General features: G+C 67.3%; 17 protein-coding genes. All 17 read right to left on the bottom strand.

Annotation, left to right across the window (positions count from 1 at the left end; genetic code table 11):
* Positions 1-2: 2 nt before the first annotated feature.
* Positions 3-773: a hypothetical protein gene (locus ACK3BB_RS12640; protein ID WP_428924997.1), complete on the bottom strand. Its 771-nt coding sequence runs from the start codon at positions 771-773 to the stop codon at positions 3-5.
* Positions 773-2,836, bottom strand: coding sequence for a hypothetical protein (locus tag ACK3BB_RS12635; RefSeq protein ID WP_428924996.1), 2,064 nt, complete (start codon positions 2,834-2,836; stop codon positions 773-775). Before ACK3BB_RS12635 ends, ACK3BB_RS12640 begins: the two co-directional genes overlap by 1 nt.
* A gap of 1 nt (position 2,837) precedes the next feature.
* Complete coding sequence (locus tag ACK3BB_RS12630) at positions 2,838-3,146, bottom strand: hypothetical protein (RefSeq protein WP_428924995.1); 309 nt, start codon at positions 3,144-3,146, stop codon at positions 2,838-2,840.
* A 5-nt stretch (positions 3,147-3,151) separates the two neighbouring features.
* Positions 3,152-3,496, bottom strand: coding sequence for a hypothetical protein (locus ACK3BB_RS12625; RefSeq protein ID WP_428924994.1), 345 nt, complete (start codon positions 3,494-3,496; stop codon positions 3,152-3,154).
* 5 nt (positions 3,497-3,501) lie between these two features.
* Entirely contained in the window at positions 3,502-3,924 is a 423-nt protein-coding gene (locus ACK3BB_RS12620; protein WP_428924993.1) for a phage tail tube protein, read from the bottom strand.
* A gap of 33 nt (positions 3,925-3,957) precedes the next feature.
* Positions 3,958-4,389, bottom strand: coding sequence for a hypothetical protein (locus ACK3BB_RS12615; protein ID WP_428924992.1), 432 nt, complete (start codon positions 4,387-4,389; stop codon positions 3,958-3,960).
* The gene (locus ACK3BB_RS12610) at positions 4,389-4,721 is read right to left on the bottom strand and encodes a head-tail joining protein (protein ID WP_428924991.1); all 333 of its coding nucleotides are present in this window, start codon (positions 4,719-4,721) and stop codon (positions 4,389-4,391) included. Before ACK3BB_RS12610 ends, ACK3BB_RS12615 begins: the two co-directional genes overlap by 1 nt.
* Positions 4,721-5,152, bottom strand: a complete 432-nt coding sequence (locus tag ACK3BB_RS12605) for a DUF2190 family protein (RefSeq protein WP_428924990.1) — start codon at positions 5,150-5,152, stop codon at positions 4,721-4,723. The genes ACK3BB_RS12610 and ACK3BB_RS12605 overlap by 1 nt, the downstream gene beginning before the upstream one ends.
* 88 nt (positions 5,153-5,240) lie before the next feature.
* The gene (locus ACK3BB_RS12600; protein ID WP_428924989.1) at positions 5,241-7,364 is read right to left on the bottom strand and encodes a head maturation protease, ClpP-related; all 2,124 of its coding nucleotides are present in this window, start codon (positions 7,362-7,364) and stop codon (positions 5,241-5,243) included.
* On the bottom strand, positions 7,361-8,842 hold the full coding sequence (locus ACK3BB_RS12595; protein ID WP_428924988.1) for a phage portal protein: 1,482 nt from the start codon (positions 8,840-8,842) through the stop codon (positions 7,361-7,363). Before ACK3BB_RS12595 ends, ACK3BB_RS12600 begins: the two co-directional genes overlap by 4 nt.
* A 25-nt stretch (positions 8,843-8,867) precedes the next feature.
* On the bottom strand, positions 8,868-9,074 hold the full coding sequence (locus ACK3BB_RS12590; protein ID WP_428924987.1) for a phage head-tail joining protein: 207 nt from the start codon (positions 9,072-9,074) through the stop codon (positions 8,868-8,870).
* 10 nt (positions 9,075-9,084) lie between these two features.
* Positions 9,085-11,274: a terminase gpA endonuclease subunit gene (locus ACK3BB_RS12585; RefSeq protein ID WP_428924986.1), complete on the bottom strand. Its 2,190-nt coding sequence runs from the start codon at positions 11,272-11,274 to the stop codon at positions 9,085-9,087.
* The gene (locus tag ACK3BB_RS12580; protein WP_428924985.1) at positions 11,271-11,906 is read right to left on the bottom strand and encodes a hypothetical protein; all 636 of its coding nucleotides are present in this window, start codon (positions 11,904-11,906) and stop codon (positions 11,271-11,273) included. The genes ACK3BB_RS12585 and ACK3BB_RS12580 overlap by 4 nt, the downstream gene beginning before the upstream one ends.
* A 146-nt stretch (positions 11,907-12,052) precedes the next feature.
* Complete coding sequence (locus tag ACK3BB_RS12575; RefSeq protein ID WP_428924984.1) at positions 12,053-12,766, bottom strand: hypothetical protein; 714 nt, start codon at positions 12,764-12,766, stop codon at positions 12,053-12,055.
* Between the two features lie 287 nt (positions 12,767-13,053).
* Positions 13,054-13,662 carry a transcription termination/antitermination protein NusG gene (nusG, locus tag ACK3BB_RS12570; RefSeq protein WP_428924983.1) on the bottom strand — a complete coding sequence of 203 codons (609 nt, stop codon included), beginning with the start codon at positions 13,660-13,662 and terminating at the stop codon, positions 13,054-13,056.
* Positions 13,659-14,255: a hypothetical protein gene (locus ACK3BB_RS12565; protein WP_428924982.1), complete on the bottom strand. Its 597-nt coding sequence runs from the start codon at positions 14,253-14,255 to the stop codon at positions 13,659-13,661. The genes nusG and ACK3BB_RS12565 overlap by 4 nt, the downstream gene beginning before the upstream one ends.
* Positions 14,255-14,917 (bottom strand): helix-turn-helix domain-containing protein, encoded by a 663-nt coding sequence (locus ACK3BB_RS12560; protein WP_428928733.1) that lies wholly within the window; start codon positions 14,915-14,917, stop codon positions 14,255-14,257. The genes ACK3BB_RS12565 and ACK3BB_RS12560 overlap by 1 nt, the downstream gene beginning before the upstream one ends.
* Between the last annotated feature and the right edge of the window lie 10 nt (positions 14,918-14,927).

Raw genomic sequence — 14,927 nt, 5'->3', positions numbered from 1 at the left:
CGTCATGCCTGCAGAACCCAGGGATATTTTTCCTCGAAGCCACCCGGCACCTCATCCTCGAACACCTCGCGAAAAGACCAGGTATAGGTCCAATCACTGTTGATCCCCTGGACGGCGCGGGGCAGCTCTCCATCGACCTCGAAGACCGCCGAGGTGGACACGCCGATGTTGACGCGGCCGTCATGGGCGGCGGCGGTCAATGTGCGGATCCGCGCGGCCCCCGACTGGTTGGACCATGCCGCGGCCTGGACCACGACCGTGTCGGGATCGTCATTTCCCGTTCCGTTGTAGACCGTCAGGTACTCACCCGGTCGGGCGACAAGGCGACCGGCCGGCAACCCCGTCACCAGGACAGCCGGCCAGCCGTCGTCGGTGGTCACCGTGCCGTGCAGGACCGTGCCGCGATACCAGAGCAGCTCCGTCCCATCGTGGGTCCAGTCCAGGTCAACGCCCCCGTTTGTCCAGTTGAGGGGCCGGGACTGCCGGTGGCCGGCATCGCGAAGCGCGTCCCGGGCCCAATTCACCGGCCGGCTGGGCAGGCGCACCAGGTTCGCGCCCCCATCCAGAAGCGTCTTGAGCACCTCGCAATGCCCTGCCCCCATCCGGCCACGTCCCAGCGACGACACCACGACCGTCGCCAGCTGTCGCTTGCGCGCCCAGCTCGACACGTATCGCCTGCCCGAGATCAGCGACCGCGACACGCTGATCGGCGCCTCCTCGGTCCACTCCGACGCGATCACCGCCACCGGCGGCCATTCATAGACGGCGACCATCAGACCCCCAGAAGCTTCTTTGTCTTCGCGCTGCCGCGCGACACCGCACGAACAGACGATCCCACGATGGCCGGCGTGGCCCGTTCGATTCGCACGTCGGCGACCGAGCCGCTGATGCTCTCGACAGCCGCCTGCAGGCTCAGGCTGTCATCGAGGTAGACCCGGAGCCCCATGCTGCCGGAGTTCGACAACATGCTCTCCGTCCGGTGGTTCGGGATGACCCGCGATCCTTTCGGAAGATCGACCAGCTCGCGGCCACGCTCCCCCACCACGGCCAGCCCCCCGGCATGGGACTGCGTGCCATTGGCAAAGCCCGGGATGATCGCCTGGGCGACGGCGCCGAAGATGCTGTTGGACTTGCCGCTGCCGGCCTTACCGAAGAGGGCATCAAAGGCTGCATTGGCCGCCAGGTCGGCCATGCGCCCCAGAAGCCCCTGCAGCGCCTCGCTCGCCGAACTCGACCGTGACACGATGCCCGTGAACAGGCTGCGGAACGATTGCTCCGCTTCCGCAGCCGGGTTCCTCAGGTCCGCGACACCTTCGCCCAGCCCCTTCAAGGCATCCCCGACCGATCCGCCGGCCTTGCCCAGGTTCTCCAGTCCCTCGATCTGCACGCCAATGCTGTCCGTCAGATCCTTGGTCACCTCGTTCTGCACGACCATCGAACTGGTGACGGCAGTGGCGGTGGCCTTCCGCTTCCGCTCCGCATCGGCCAGCATCGCCTCGGCCTTCGCAAGCTCCTCCTTGGCCGCCGCGATGTCGGCGATGATCTCCTGCTCGTTCTGCTCGGTGGCCGGGCGGGACGACGTTCGGCTCATCCGCCGCGAATTGGCCTGTAGCGCCTGGTTCTTCGCCAGGGCCGACTGCAGCTCGGCGATGTTCGAGCGCGCCGCGTCACGGGCGGCGACTGCCAGGTCGCGGTAATCCTTTGCCAGTTCGACCGCTGACTTCGCCGCTGTTGGCGACGCCGACTCGTAGAAGGTTCCCATGGCGCTGTTCAGCGCATCCTGGGCTGCCTTGGCATCCTCCATGGCAGAGGTCGCCTCGGCCGACTTGTCCCGGAAGACCAGGAAATAGGCCGCCGCGCCGGCCACCAGGCCCACGAGGATCCCCCAGGGCCCGGCCGCTGCCCAGACCGCGAGCGCCGTGGTGCGCGCCGCTGCCGCCACCGCGACCAAAGCCCCCCGGATGCCGCCGAGCGCCGCGATGAAATTGGCAGCCTTGGCAGCTGACACCGCCACCAGTGCCGTCCCGACGAGATCGAGATTGCCGCGGAACATCTGGAAGGCGGACCCCATGGCCTCGATGACACCGCGCACGAGATTGCCATCACGCACGACCGACGCCAGGCCGTTGGCCACCGCCTCCAGGCCCGGCGCCAGGGCTGCCGCGATCTGGTTGCCGATCCCCGTTGCGATCAGGCCAAGCCGGCTGAGCGCATCATTGGTCCGCTCGATACCGTCGGCCTCCTGCTCGGACACGGCCACACCGAAATCACGGACATCGGCCGCGGCCTGACGCAAGGTGGCACTGTCGATGCGCGTGAACACGAGGCCCGCGCGATCCCCGAAGATCTTCGTGGCAACCGAGGCCCGCTGAGCCTCGGGCACCATGGAGGCGATGGCATCCTGGATCCGCGCCAAACGCTCGTCGAGCGGCAGGTCGATCAGCTCGCCGGCCGACAGGCCGATCTCGGCCAGGGCCTTGGCCGCCGGGCCACCGCCCCGGGCGGCCTGGCTCAGCCGCTTGGTCATCTGCAGGGTGGCCTGCTGCATCTCCCCGATCGACACCCCGGAGAGGTCGCTGGCCCGGCCGAGGATCTGCACGCTTTCTGTGGTGGTCCCGAGGGACTGGGCCAGCTTCGCCTGCGCATCGATCGCCGACATGGCGCTCTTGACCGCCCGCACCGACAGGGCGCCGGCAATGGCGACGCCCACCCCGGCCATCATCGAGCGCATCTGCCGCGAGAAGACCTGGGCAACGCCCCGCGAGCGCCGCAGGCCACGGTCAAAGGGCTTGGCATCCAGGCCCAGCCGGGCGCGCAGTTCGCCTACATATGACATCTCATTGCTCCCTGCGCTTGAGGTATTCGGCCATGGAAATGACCTGCATCCCGGCGCTGGCTGACCGGATCATGCCGTCGAGGGCTTCGGGCGGCATGGCATTGTCCCTGCCCGTGACCGCCGCGACGAACCGTTGCAGGCCGCGCTCGCTTGACCGGGCTCCGACAAATGCCGCCTCGGCGGCTGCGGCCTGCCCTTCCCCGACGCGGCGCCGGGCGGCGCGCATGTGCGCCAGGTAGAGTCGCGGCGACAGGCCCCAGAAATCGACCGCCCGGTATCCGGCCGCCAGGAAATCCTCCAGCATGTCCATGATGCTCAGCTCTGCGCCGCCGTCGCCTTTCCCGGCTGGTCTCCGATTTCCTCCGGCGTCGGAAACGCGGCATTGAAGGCCCGGATCAGAACATCCGGATCAGCGCTCAGGACACGGCCGGCGTCGGCCCGGGTGGCATCGGGCTGACGCTCCTTCAGCATGGAATGGATGAAGGCCCGCATGTGCAGGGCGGACGGCGTCCGCTTATCGTCCTCGAACTCCGCGATGAAGGTCATCGAATTGACCCCCGTCACCTCTTCGAAATCGCAAAGCGCGTTGAAGTCGATGACCAGAACCCAGACCTTGCCATCGATGGTGATGGCCACTTCACCCTTGAGACCATTCGCCATCCGGATCAGGCCTCGACCTTGGCCATGACCGTGAAGGTCGCATTGGCCATCATCTTGTTGACGGCAGAGATGCCGGTGGGCCGCCAGCTGTTGAGGTAGGCGGCATAGGTCACCGCGGCCGCGCCGCGGGCGGTCAGCTCCAGCAGGAACATCTCCTCGGAGGCTTCCACCGCCGACAGGGCGACATCCGTGTCGCTGCCCGGGACATACTGGATATCGAGCGACCAGCTGGCCACCTGCTTCATGCCACGGATGGCTTCCATCGTGTCATCCGGGCTTTCCAGCCAGGTCGTGTCGATGTTCTCCGGCGTCTGGTCCGGAAATTCGAATTCCTCGACCCCGACCAGCTTCGTCCAGGTCGGTGTTTCCCCGACCCCGATGCGAACCGTCGAGCCGTAGCCGCGCACGGCGCCACTGCTTGCCGTCATTTCATTTCTCCAATGCAGGTTGTGATGGCCGGATCACGCGGCCGACAGGTCCTCGACCAGCCAGGCCATGACCTCGAACTTCATGGTCAGGGTGCCGACGCGGCGGGTGCCGCCGCCATCGACCACCACCTCGGTATCGGTCAGCGTGCAGGGGCGCTCCGGCCCGAGCTGCTGCGCCATTGCCGACAGGATCGCTGCCTCCGCCGCATCCCCCAGCACATCGAGACGATCCTCGATGTCGTCGCCGCCCAGGATCTTCAGGACGACCATCAGCGTGCAGGCACGCTCCGACGTGTCGAGACTGTCGAGCCTCTTGGTTTCCCCCGGCGTTGCCACCCCGAAGACCGGCAACGTCTTGGGATCGATGTCGCGCGCCCATGCGGACATGACCGTGAAACTCGCCAGGTCCGCATGGGCCGACAGGGCCGCTTTCGCGATGGCGCGGTACTCGGATCGCCGGTGCATCACGCGAATTCCTCTTCCAGCTCGCAGACGATCAGGGCATCCGCGCCCGGCGACCCCGAGGGCTGCACGTTGACGACCCGGAAGGTCCGGCCGGGGGTGATGGCCGGCATGACCAGATCATCGCGCCGGATACCGTCGAGCACGGCCCGGGACACCCAGAGGGTGGGCGCCACGATCAGCACCGTATGGCCCTCGCCGTCCGTCACCTCGATCGGCTGCTCGCGGAACTTGGCCTGGATGACCTGGTCGCCATGCGCCTCCGTGGAAACTGTCACGTCGTCGCCCAGCGTATCGAGGATCACCGAGGCCAGGCCATCGAACAGACCGGTCATCAGCTGGACGCCATCAGCCCCGCGTCGACCAGGGCATCGCGGAGCGCGTTGACCTCACCGGCACTGCCCGAGCTTGCGTCGGCCACATAGGCCGCGACCGACTGCGCCGCACCGGTCAGAAGAACCGCGCCGGCCTCGGCCGAGGCGCCGACATCCTCCGGAGCGAAACCGACATGCACGTTTCCCGTGCCCACCGACGTGACCTCGGCTTCGGCGGTGTCCCAGAACAGCGCATCGCCCTGCGTCCAGGCCTGCGCCCCCGTCTTGGGCAGGGAAAAGACGCCACGCCGCTTGATCTCCACGGGATCGCCAGAGGCGGCGCTGAACTGGGCCACGCCGAAAATCGCGCCGACCAGCACACCGGCGCCGGACACGACAGCTGCCGGGGCGGTGACGGTCAGCGTCTCCCCCGGGTGCGAATAGTTTTTCATGATCTTTCTCCGTCTCGGCGGCCTTTGCCGCGCAGGTCAAGGGAACGGGGGCCCGCGGGCCGCCCGTCAGTTGAGGGTCCGCCAGCCGTCAGGCGCCGGGGTTCTTGAAACCGCCGCGGTAGTTGACACCGCCGACGCCGAAATCGTGCTCCAGCGTCATCTTCAGACCCTGCTGGCCGAAGGGCTCGGCCACGCGGACACGCGGCATCGAGCGATCGCGCAGATACCCGTGCCGGAAGTTGACCGTCCGCTTGGCGGGCGGGACCAGCAGATACCAGGAATTGTCGGTGATCTCCTCGGTCACGACCACCGTCAGCTTGCCGGTGAAGGGGTTGGTGTCGGATGCCTTGGTCGGAACGATCGCCTGGGCGACGAACTGCTCCGCCGCCGTTTCCTGCGCCGGGCCGACCAGCAGGATGGTCGGCGCGTTCATGGAAATGACCCGCTTGCCGTCGGCCGCCTTCATCTGGCGCAACGCCTTACGGCCTGCCGAGATCGCCGTGACCGAGATCGCGCTGCCCGAGCCCGCGAGGTTGCCATGATCGGCATGGAACATGGCAACGCCATCAGCCAGGGCGCTGTTCTGAAGGAAGACCGTCCAGAAGGTCGATTCCTCGAACTCCGGGACAATGGAGGCGGCGCTGTCGAGGACATCCTGGATCGCGCCCAGGTCATCGTTGACCAGCGCCTGCCGGCTGATGGACAGGCCGGTGCCATAGCTGGCCAGGGCCACGGTTTCCTTGCTGTCGCCGATCGAGCCGAACTTGATCTCGCCGGTCTCGTTGATCTTGGTCAGCGTCGGGAATTCATCCGGGCGAACGACGTCATGGGTCCGGAAATCGTTGAACGTCATCTCGCGGGAGATCTGCGTGAAGGTCCGCCCGGTCAGTTCGTACTGCCGTTCAAGGATCCGGTTGACGGAGGTCGACAGGATGTTCGGGAAATCGCTCGACGTGTGGAACGCATCCATCAGCACCCGTTCGCGGCTGTCGAAGCTGCCGAAGCCGGGCGCCGAACGGCCAAGCGCGGCCGCCGCCATCTCGTGCATCGACATCGAGGCATAGGGGCGGGCCCGATCATCCTCGATCGCATCGCCCGACAGCCGGGCCGACATCGCGATGGTCAGGCCCTCGCGGCGGGTGTCGCGCTCGTCGCGGACGATCGTCGAAGCCTGGCGCGAGCGGCTTGCCATTTCGATGTCGGGCTGCGCGGCGGCCAGGCGTTCCAGCATCTGCGCCGAGGCCATTTCGTAGCTGACACCGCTGTCGATCAGGCCGTCGACAAAGGCCTCGTCAAAGGCACCCGCGGCGAGGTGCGGCCGGGCCGCGGTCATGATCTGGCGGTTGCGGGTCCGCTCCGCCGCGCGCACGGCGTCGGCCGACTGGCCACCGGCGGGCTCGGACAGATGCATGCGCTGGGTCGGGGCGGTCGGCGCCGGAGCGGCAGGGGCATCGGGGGTCACCGTCACGACGGCGTCTTCTTCAGGTTCCATGTCGGGAACTCCTGTTGCGGCCATTGCGGGCCCTTGGTTGTGGCCGGGAACGGCCGTGAATTCCGCGCCGGGGCGGGAAATCTCGTTGCGACACATCGCGGCCACCACGCGGCGTGCGGCCGCCTCGTCGACACGCTGGCCGGCGGCCGGCGCGGACATTTCCGCGGGGACATCGATTTCGGTCGGACGGAAGATCGCGTCGGCAAAGCCTGTGGCAATTGCCGCGTCGGGCGAGAACCAGGTTTCCGACCGCATCAGGTCGCGGACCTCCTCCTCGCCCATTCCGGCCCGGGCGGCGTAGACCCGGGCATAGGTGGCGGCCATGACATCCAGCGCGTCCGCCTGCGATCTCAGGGAAGCGGCATCGCCAAAGACGACGGAATGCGGGTCATGGATCATGATCAGCGATCCGGCCGTCATCTCGATCCGGGCCGCGCCCATGATCAGCAGGGACGCCGCCGAGGCGGCCATCCCGGCCACGATGACCCGCGTCTCGCCCGCGTGTCCGGCGATCATGGCTCGGATCGCTTCACCGGCATGGGGATCTCCACCCCGCGAGTTGACCCAGATCGTCACGTCGCCCTGCACCAGCCGGAGAGCGTTGCGCACCATCGCAGGTGAAAAACCGCCACCATCCATGAACCGCGCGTCCTCGTCGGCCGCGACATATCCGTCGAGCGCGATCTGGCCCGGCGCGATGATCAGATCTTCCGGGTTCATGTCTCTTGCTCCTCTTCATCATCTTCATCGTCATCGTCGTCCGCGACCGGGACCGGTCCCGACGCCGCACCGAGCGGGCGCGCGGGCGCATGCCGCGCGTCCTCTGCACGCTCGCGCCGGATCACCTCGGGGTCTCGGCCCAGTTGGCGGATGCCGCGCTGCGTGCTGTTCAGCCCGGCATCGATCTCGGCAATCAGCGCGGTCATCTCGCGGGGGTCGATCAGCGGGCGTCGTGGGGGCGTCCAGGTCAGCGAGAACCCCGGCGGCGCGCCGAAACGGATGGCCCAGGCATCGGCGACCCAGCGCCCGATCCCGTTGCAGAACTGGTCGATCATGATCAGCTGCTGCCAGGCCTCGACATTCCGGTCCATTTCCATCCGGCCCATGCGCGCCGAGGAAAAGTTCACCTTGGACAGGTCGCCGGCCAGCGCCTCGTAGGTGATGCCCAGTCCCATCGCGATCGCCGACAGCGTCTGCCGCATGAAACCGTCATAGCCCTCGATCTTCGGCGGCGTGGAGAAGATGATCGACTTGTTCCGAGGAAGCTCGGTGAAGGTTCCGGGCTCAATCGAGGCCAGCCCGATCCCCTCGGCCAATGCCTCGCCGTCCTCGTTCGACGGCTCGTAATCGTCGTCGTCACTGGTGATGAACCCCGCCATCAGCGCCGCGATCTTCTGCTTCAGCAGTTCGCCTTCCTGGTAATCCGCCAAGTCGCCGAGGGTCAGAAGAACCGGCGCGAACCAACTGACCCCGCGCGTCTGGCCGGCTCGATCGATCCGGCGAATATGCAGGATGTCGGTCGCAGGCACGCGGACGCTCTCAAGGTTCATGCGCCGCGACGCGCCGCCCGGGTGCTGTCGATACAGGTGATAGGCCACGACCGCGCCGGTCGGGCCGTATTCGACCCCCTCGATCACCTCGTTCTGCCCCCAGGACGTCAACCAGGTGTTCAGGTAATCCGCCTCCAGCAGCTCGACCTGGAAGGGCAGCGCCAATCCGCGGGCGAACGTCCCCTGCCGCCACCGGCGACGGACCAGGATTTCCCCGTCCTGGACGACGTTCGACATCACCGCGCGCTGCATGGCCGGCAGCGACAGGACACCCTGCGCATCCAGCCATGGGGACAGAAGATGCTCGGCGACCACCGATTGCGCATCCTGCCGAACACCGGCGTCAGCAGCGGCAACCGACGGCAGGATCCCGTTTGCGACCACGTTGCCCAGGATCACCGACACCCCGCGGGCCGCGAAAGGCCGGTTGCGCACCATGTCGCGCGCCAGGTCCCGCATGCGGATCCGCGCCCCGCCCAGCGTGCCGGCGGCGTCCGCCGACGTCGACGGGGCAGCCCAGCCGCCGGACCGCCGGCCCCGCGTGGCCCCATCGTAGTTCATGCGCACCTTCAGACGCGACCGCGCCGCAAGGCGCCGCTCGCCCCATCCCGGCGCGACAAGCGTGATCGCCTGGTCGAGCCAGTTCATGCCACCGTTCATGCCTGCCATGGATTCAGAGCCCCCGGCCTGTCCGCGGGGTCAGGGTTCTGAAACCGCTGGTCCGGGTCGATCCGTTCACTTCGGCTTCCATCAGCCGGACACGCTCGCGCATCTTGTCCAGGGAATCGAAGCGCACGCGCTCGTTGCCCTGCTGCACCTCAAGGGCACCGCGGGCGATCGCCTTCTTCAGCTTGTCGATGTCGGTCTGCGTGTACGCCATGCCAGCCTGTTCAACGTTCGAGGAAGTTCATTTTCGTGACCCGGTATCCGCCCCGGGACTTTTGTTTCTTTCGGGCAGGCGGATCGGTCTCCCGAGCATCGGCACGGGCATCCGCCTGCGGCCCGCCGGCGCCTGCCGTGCGCAGGTCGACCGCCAGGCTGTTCCCGGCCCCCGGCGTAGCCCACGACCGCGCCGGGCCCGAGGACAGCTTCAGGAGACCCAGGTGTTCAGCCACCGCCCGCGCTTGGACACAAAGGTCGAACCCCTCGTTCCTCACCTGACCGGCCTTCTTGTCCCAGCCCTTGCCGAGCCGTTCCTCGGCCACGAATTCCGCAATCCAGTCGGCATGCTCGGTCGCAAGCATCCACTGCCCGATGCGCATGGCCCCGGCCCCATCGCCCGACGCCTTGAGGAAGGCCGAGGACACCGTGTCCTTCATCCGGTCGGTCCCGATCGTCAGCAGCTTGATCTTCCGCCCCTTGCCACCGCCCGATTTGCGCTCGGGGGCGCCATACCAGAACCGGGCGGCCTTCCAGCCGGGCTGGCCCCGGCTCAGGAACCAGCGACGCCCCTGCCCCGCGTCACGCCGGCCATGCCAGAACGCCTCCGCATTGTCGGACACGCCCGGCGCGCCCTGGAAATCCACAACCAGCGCCGCGGCCTTCAAGCCGTGATCGGCCCCCTCGACCGGCCAGGCCCGTTCCGCCAGGGGCGCCAGGACATCCCAATCCTCACCCCATTTTCCCGGATCCAGCTTGCGCTCCTGCCCGCCCGGCGCGCCGACCGGCGGCTGCGTGAGATCGAAGCGGTCGACAATCTGGGATTGCCCATCCGCCCCCCAGGCCGTCACCTGGACCGGAAAGTAGCTGCCCTGGACGTCGACCGTGACCGTGATGAACGCGGCCCAGGACGGAACGATGCCCCGGGCGCCCGGGGCCGCGTGATCCTTGAGGAACTGGGCGTCCAGCTCGGTATCGTCATCCCGACGCGGCCGCACATAGGGCAAACCGACCTCGGTGTAGCTATGCGTCGCCAGGTCCGTGTCATCGCCGAGCGTCAGGAACTTGCGACGCGCAGCCTCGAAGCTTTCCACCAGCTCGGCCCATGTCGAGAACGCGGCGGCCGCCCCGTTCAACGCATAGGAGACCACCTCGGTCTTTCGGATGTCGCGATCGTGCAGTGCGACGAGTCGGCCGTCGGTGGCCTCGTGCCGCCATCCCCCGCGGTCCTTCAGGATCGCGCGGTTCAACGCGACCTTCTGCCGATGCTCGATGACGCAGCCATTGTGCGGACAGATCATCACCGCGTCCCGACCCGCCGCGCCAGGCTCCATCTCCTGGTCATAGTGCAACAGCGAGAAGCGCGGCTCGAACTCCTCGCCGCAGCAGGGACATTCCCAGTACAGCCGCGCCCGCGTCCCCTGGTTGTAGAGCTGCGCAATGCCCCCCGCGACGGGCGGCAAGGCATGCGGCGTCTCCGCCGGCGCGGACCAGGACGGATCCAGCGCGGGATAGGCCGGCGAGGACTCGGCGAACACCGCGCCCCGCGACAGGAAGGTGCGGATCCGCTGGCGCGCCATGCGTGGCGGGCTGCCTTCCGGATTGTCCGCGCCGCCCAGGACAAGCGGCATGTGGTCCAGATCCGTCAGCAGGACCAGCTGGTAGGTGCCGCCCGAAAGCACCTGCGGCGTCGGATAGCCGATCGTCAGCCGCATGCCGAGGAACCGCTTGCGGCTGAAGGTGCTGTCGTCCCGCCCCTTGCCCAGCCGGTCGTGGATCTCGGGGCTGTTCAGGATCAGCGGGTTGAGTTTTTCCTCGACCCACTTGTCGCGCTCAGGCCGCGACATGTGCACGATCAGAACCGGGTTCGGCTCGCACGTCACGGCATGCAGCGCGATGGTCTGAAGGGCCATTGTCTTGCCCGACTGGGACGGCCCCATGAAGGCCGTCGTCCTGAACAGGCGCGAGCGCACGCTGTCGGTCGGCTCGACCATGTAGGGCGTCGCCTCGCGATCGTAATGCGTCCAGGCGCCCTGGGACTGGACACGGACATATCGCTCCGCGGCTTCCGTCACCGTCATCCGGCTGGGCGGCTCCAGGAGCGGCAGCGCATCCGCCAGGATCTCGCGGCTGTCGGCCAGCGCCGGCAGCGGGCGAAACTCCAGAGGCGCACCGATCCGACGGTCCGGCATCAGGATCATGCCTGGTCGCGCTCCTGCCCCTTGATCGCAACCACGTCACCCGGCTGGGCCAGCATGTCGTCCAGCCGGGCCCGGGCCAGTTCGAGCACGGCATCACACCGCCCTTCGATCTTCTGCACCTGCTCCGGGCTCAGGCCGAACTCCATTTCCGCGAAGTCCGGGATCGCGATCATGGTGTTTCGGATCTCCACGAGCGCCCCCTCGAACAGCTCGCGAACCTTGGACACCCGCACCAGCTCGCGCCGGCCTTCCGCCGCGCGCTGCCAACGCCACTCCGCATCGGACGCCTCGGCGATCTCCTTGGCCGACATGCCGGCGGTGGGCTCATCCTCATCGAGGTTGCGGAACAGGCTGTTCATGGCCGCGGCCGCCTGGTCGCCCTCCCGTTTCCGGGCAAGCGCCGCCGCGTCGCGCGCCATGCGCCAGGCATAACAATCGGCCAGGCTGAACGCATACTCGCGCCCGTTGCCGCCTTCTTCCGCGCAGGGCAGCCCCTGGGCGAGGTACTTGCTGACGGTCGGCTCGCTCACGTTCAGCGCCAGGGCCAGCTGTGACCGGTTCACGATCGAGTCCTGCATGCCGTCAGGCAGCGGATGGCGCGCCCGCAGATCTGCAATCTCAAATTCGTCCATCACGTCACACCCCGGCCCGGCCGGATCGCATCCCCTTGAACAACAACAACAACCCCAACCACACCCCCCAACGGCATGCAGAAACACGAACCGTTCGGGGTGCGAATTACCCCCGTGCGGCGGGGGCGCCAGGAAGGACCCATTGGCTACCGGGCCGAGGCCAGAGCCTTGGCGAAGGCCTTCCGAAAGTTCACCGGGAACTTGGCGCGGAACACATCCTGCGCTCCGTCGTAGAACCCCAGGCGCTTCCGGTATGCCGGCATGGATTTCGTGAAGTGCAGCACCTTGGACAACTTCTTCTTGCCCGAGCGCTTCCACACCCCGGCCGACAGCTTCGATCCCTCGGAGGGTACGAAGTATTGCGCCCGCTTCTTGTGCCGCGAGCGCGACGCCTCGGTGGTGTTGGCGGCGCCGTCCCGCTGGGACTGGATGGCCGACAGCACCTGGTTCCGTTCGCCCGGCGTCCAGTTGCCCGCCACGTTCGTCCGGGCGCCGGAGGCGGGGATCGCTGCAGAGATCTGCCCGCCATAGGCCAGCCGAGAATCCAGAAGGCGCTCAAGCCCGGTCTGCGGACGCTGCCCCCCGCGTTCCTGCACCTTCAGAAAGTGGCGATCGGAGACCGATGGCCGTTCCTTGATCTCCGCCCGCAGGTCCGACTTCTTGGCCCGCCAGACCATGAACGCATTGAGCGCAAAGCGCGTCGGACGATCGAAGACCACGCGCATCCGGTCCTTCTGATGCTCCAACACTTCGCCGGCCGTCTCGTTCAGCGCCAGCATCGTGGCATAGGGCATCTGCTTGCGCTCGAAGCTGGTGGTGCCGCGTTCGAAATCGGAGACGTCGATCGGCATCATCAGCATGGGAACAATCCTTCGCGTGAACGGCAGACGGGTCGCGTATCCGACCGGGGCCGGCGCTGCCCTGCCGGCCCCGCACCAGGGGCCACATCCGAGGGACGTCTGCTCCGGCCGCTGGGTCTGAAAATGGAAAAGCCGGCGAGAACCGCCGGCGTTATCTTGCGCTATGTCATGGCTTACGCATCAGCACTGCCCGGGGTGCTATTGCAAGGCGGGCAGGCATCTTCACGCTTATCGACCGGTCCAGGCGGCTACTCACGGAATTGCCCCAAAAAATGCTGACAGATTCGCTATCCGTCAACCCTCTCCATGGCATCGACCCTGCAGTTCCCGCGTATCCCCTTGATAATCCAGTGAGCAATTCCCGCGTGGACCCGCTCCACATCGACCATGAAACCGCTCATGGGGCCCTCGCAGATCCGGGCCATCTGCCCTGCAACAGGGTGTTTCGCCTGTCGCGCAAAGCGTCGACGCTCGTCCTCGGCACGCCTCATGCGCTCCAGTCGCTGAGGGACTTGCGCCATGTTCGCCAGCTCATCTGTCGCAATTGCGCAGGCCGCACCATCCCGGCTGACCACGCCCGACACCCGGCCGATCGAGCGCTGCCGGATCACGTCCCAGGCCGGCACCCGGTCAGTCAGAACGAACACATATCCCGGCGCGATCAAACGCCGATACTCGACCTTGTTGCGCCGCGCCGCAGCCTTGCCACCCCGGAACCGCCAAGCCTTCTCGGTCGGGAACCAGGTCTCCAAGGCCCCAGCCCTGCGGGCCCAGGCAGCGGCCCCCGCCTCCTTCTGCGGCGGCACCAGAAGGATGAACCAGCAAGGGGCCATCGGTGCGCCAAAGGGCGCCCGCTCGTAGTCCAGCGGCACAATCTGCCCGCGCTCATAGCTCATTTTCCCACCTCGCCTGTCTCAACGATCGCCCTCAAGTCACCCAGCCGCGCCCGGTAGCGCTCCGCCCAGGCGCGCTCATCCGGGTCCACCGCCCGGCCGAGCGACACCCGCTCATCGAAAACCGCAAGCCGGCGCTCGTTGCGCCGGGCATTCTCCGCGATCAGGTTCATCTCGCCTGGACGTGTCGGCGGCCGCCGGCGGCGCTCGAAGAAATCGGCCGTCTCGACCAGCGTCCCGGCTTTGAGCGCCTTCGGCCCCTCCACCGACGCGAACCAGCGCCGCAGCGCCGGCAGCTCTTCGACGGGCCGCGGCCGGATGATCTGGGCCATGCCCCGGAAGGTCGCCAGGCCGGGCCAGATGTTTCGAGCCGCCCCCTCGCCATGAACCTCGACCATTCGCCGCAGCGCCTGCAGCTCGACGTCGTCGAGATAGGCCAGGTCGTCGGCCAACCGGTCCAGCGCCTGAGCGTGCGCCTCGGCATCGACGCCCCGCTTCAGCCGAAACCCGAGACCATCGAAAAGCAGAGACCGGATCCGGTCCCTGTTGCTGCCAGCCCCATCCTCGCCTTTCTCTGCTCGTTCCGCCGTTGCCATCAGATCAACCCCTTCCGCTTGAGCACATCGTCGCCAACGAGACCCCGCTCCCTGATCCGCTCGACAACGGCTCTCGTGATGGCATTTTGCGGGATGAAGGAACCGGCCAGAATCTTGCCTTCCCAGAACTCGGATTTTGCGTCCAAATCCGCAGCCGGACCCCTATGGTTAAAATATGGTTCTATATAGGGAGGGGGACAGGTGCCCCCCTTTTCACGCACCGGTGCCCCCCTTTGGAATCGGGAAACAGGTGCACCGGCTCCCCCCTTTGAGGCACTGGAAACGGGGGCATCCGCGCCCCCCTTTCGGCGCCCGGAAACGGGGGCACCGGTGCCCCTCTTTATTGCAACGATCCGGGCCTTGGAGAGGAACTGGATCTCAGCCGCCTTGCCTCGCCCGCCGGCACCTCCCCTGACCCGCGAAATCCATCCAGCGGCCACCAGATCGGCAAAGGCCCGCTTCACTGTGTCGGTCGACAGCCCCATGTCCCGCCCCACGGCCGCGGCCGATGGATAGCATTCGCCGGTCCTGTGATGCGCAAAATCAAGCGCCAGGGAATGCGCCACGAGGCGGACCGTCGTCGTCAGGCTCCGGTCCCGCCGAACGGCCTCCAGCCATTGGAACCGCGCGTCTCGCCACTGCTCAGACGATATCACCCGCATCTGCGCCGCC

This window comes from Marinibacterium sp. SX1, assembly GCF_050389775.1.
Taxonomy (GTDB): domain Bacteria; phylum Pseudomonadota; class Alphaproteobacteria; order Rhodobacterales; family Rhodobacteraceae; genus Marinibacterium.
This window is presented reverse-complemented; position numbering and strand designations above follow the sequence as displayed.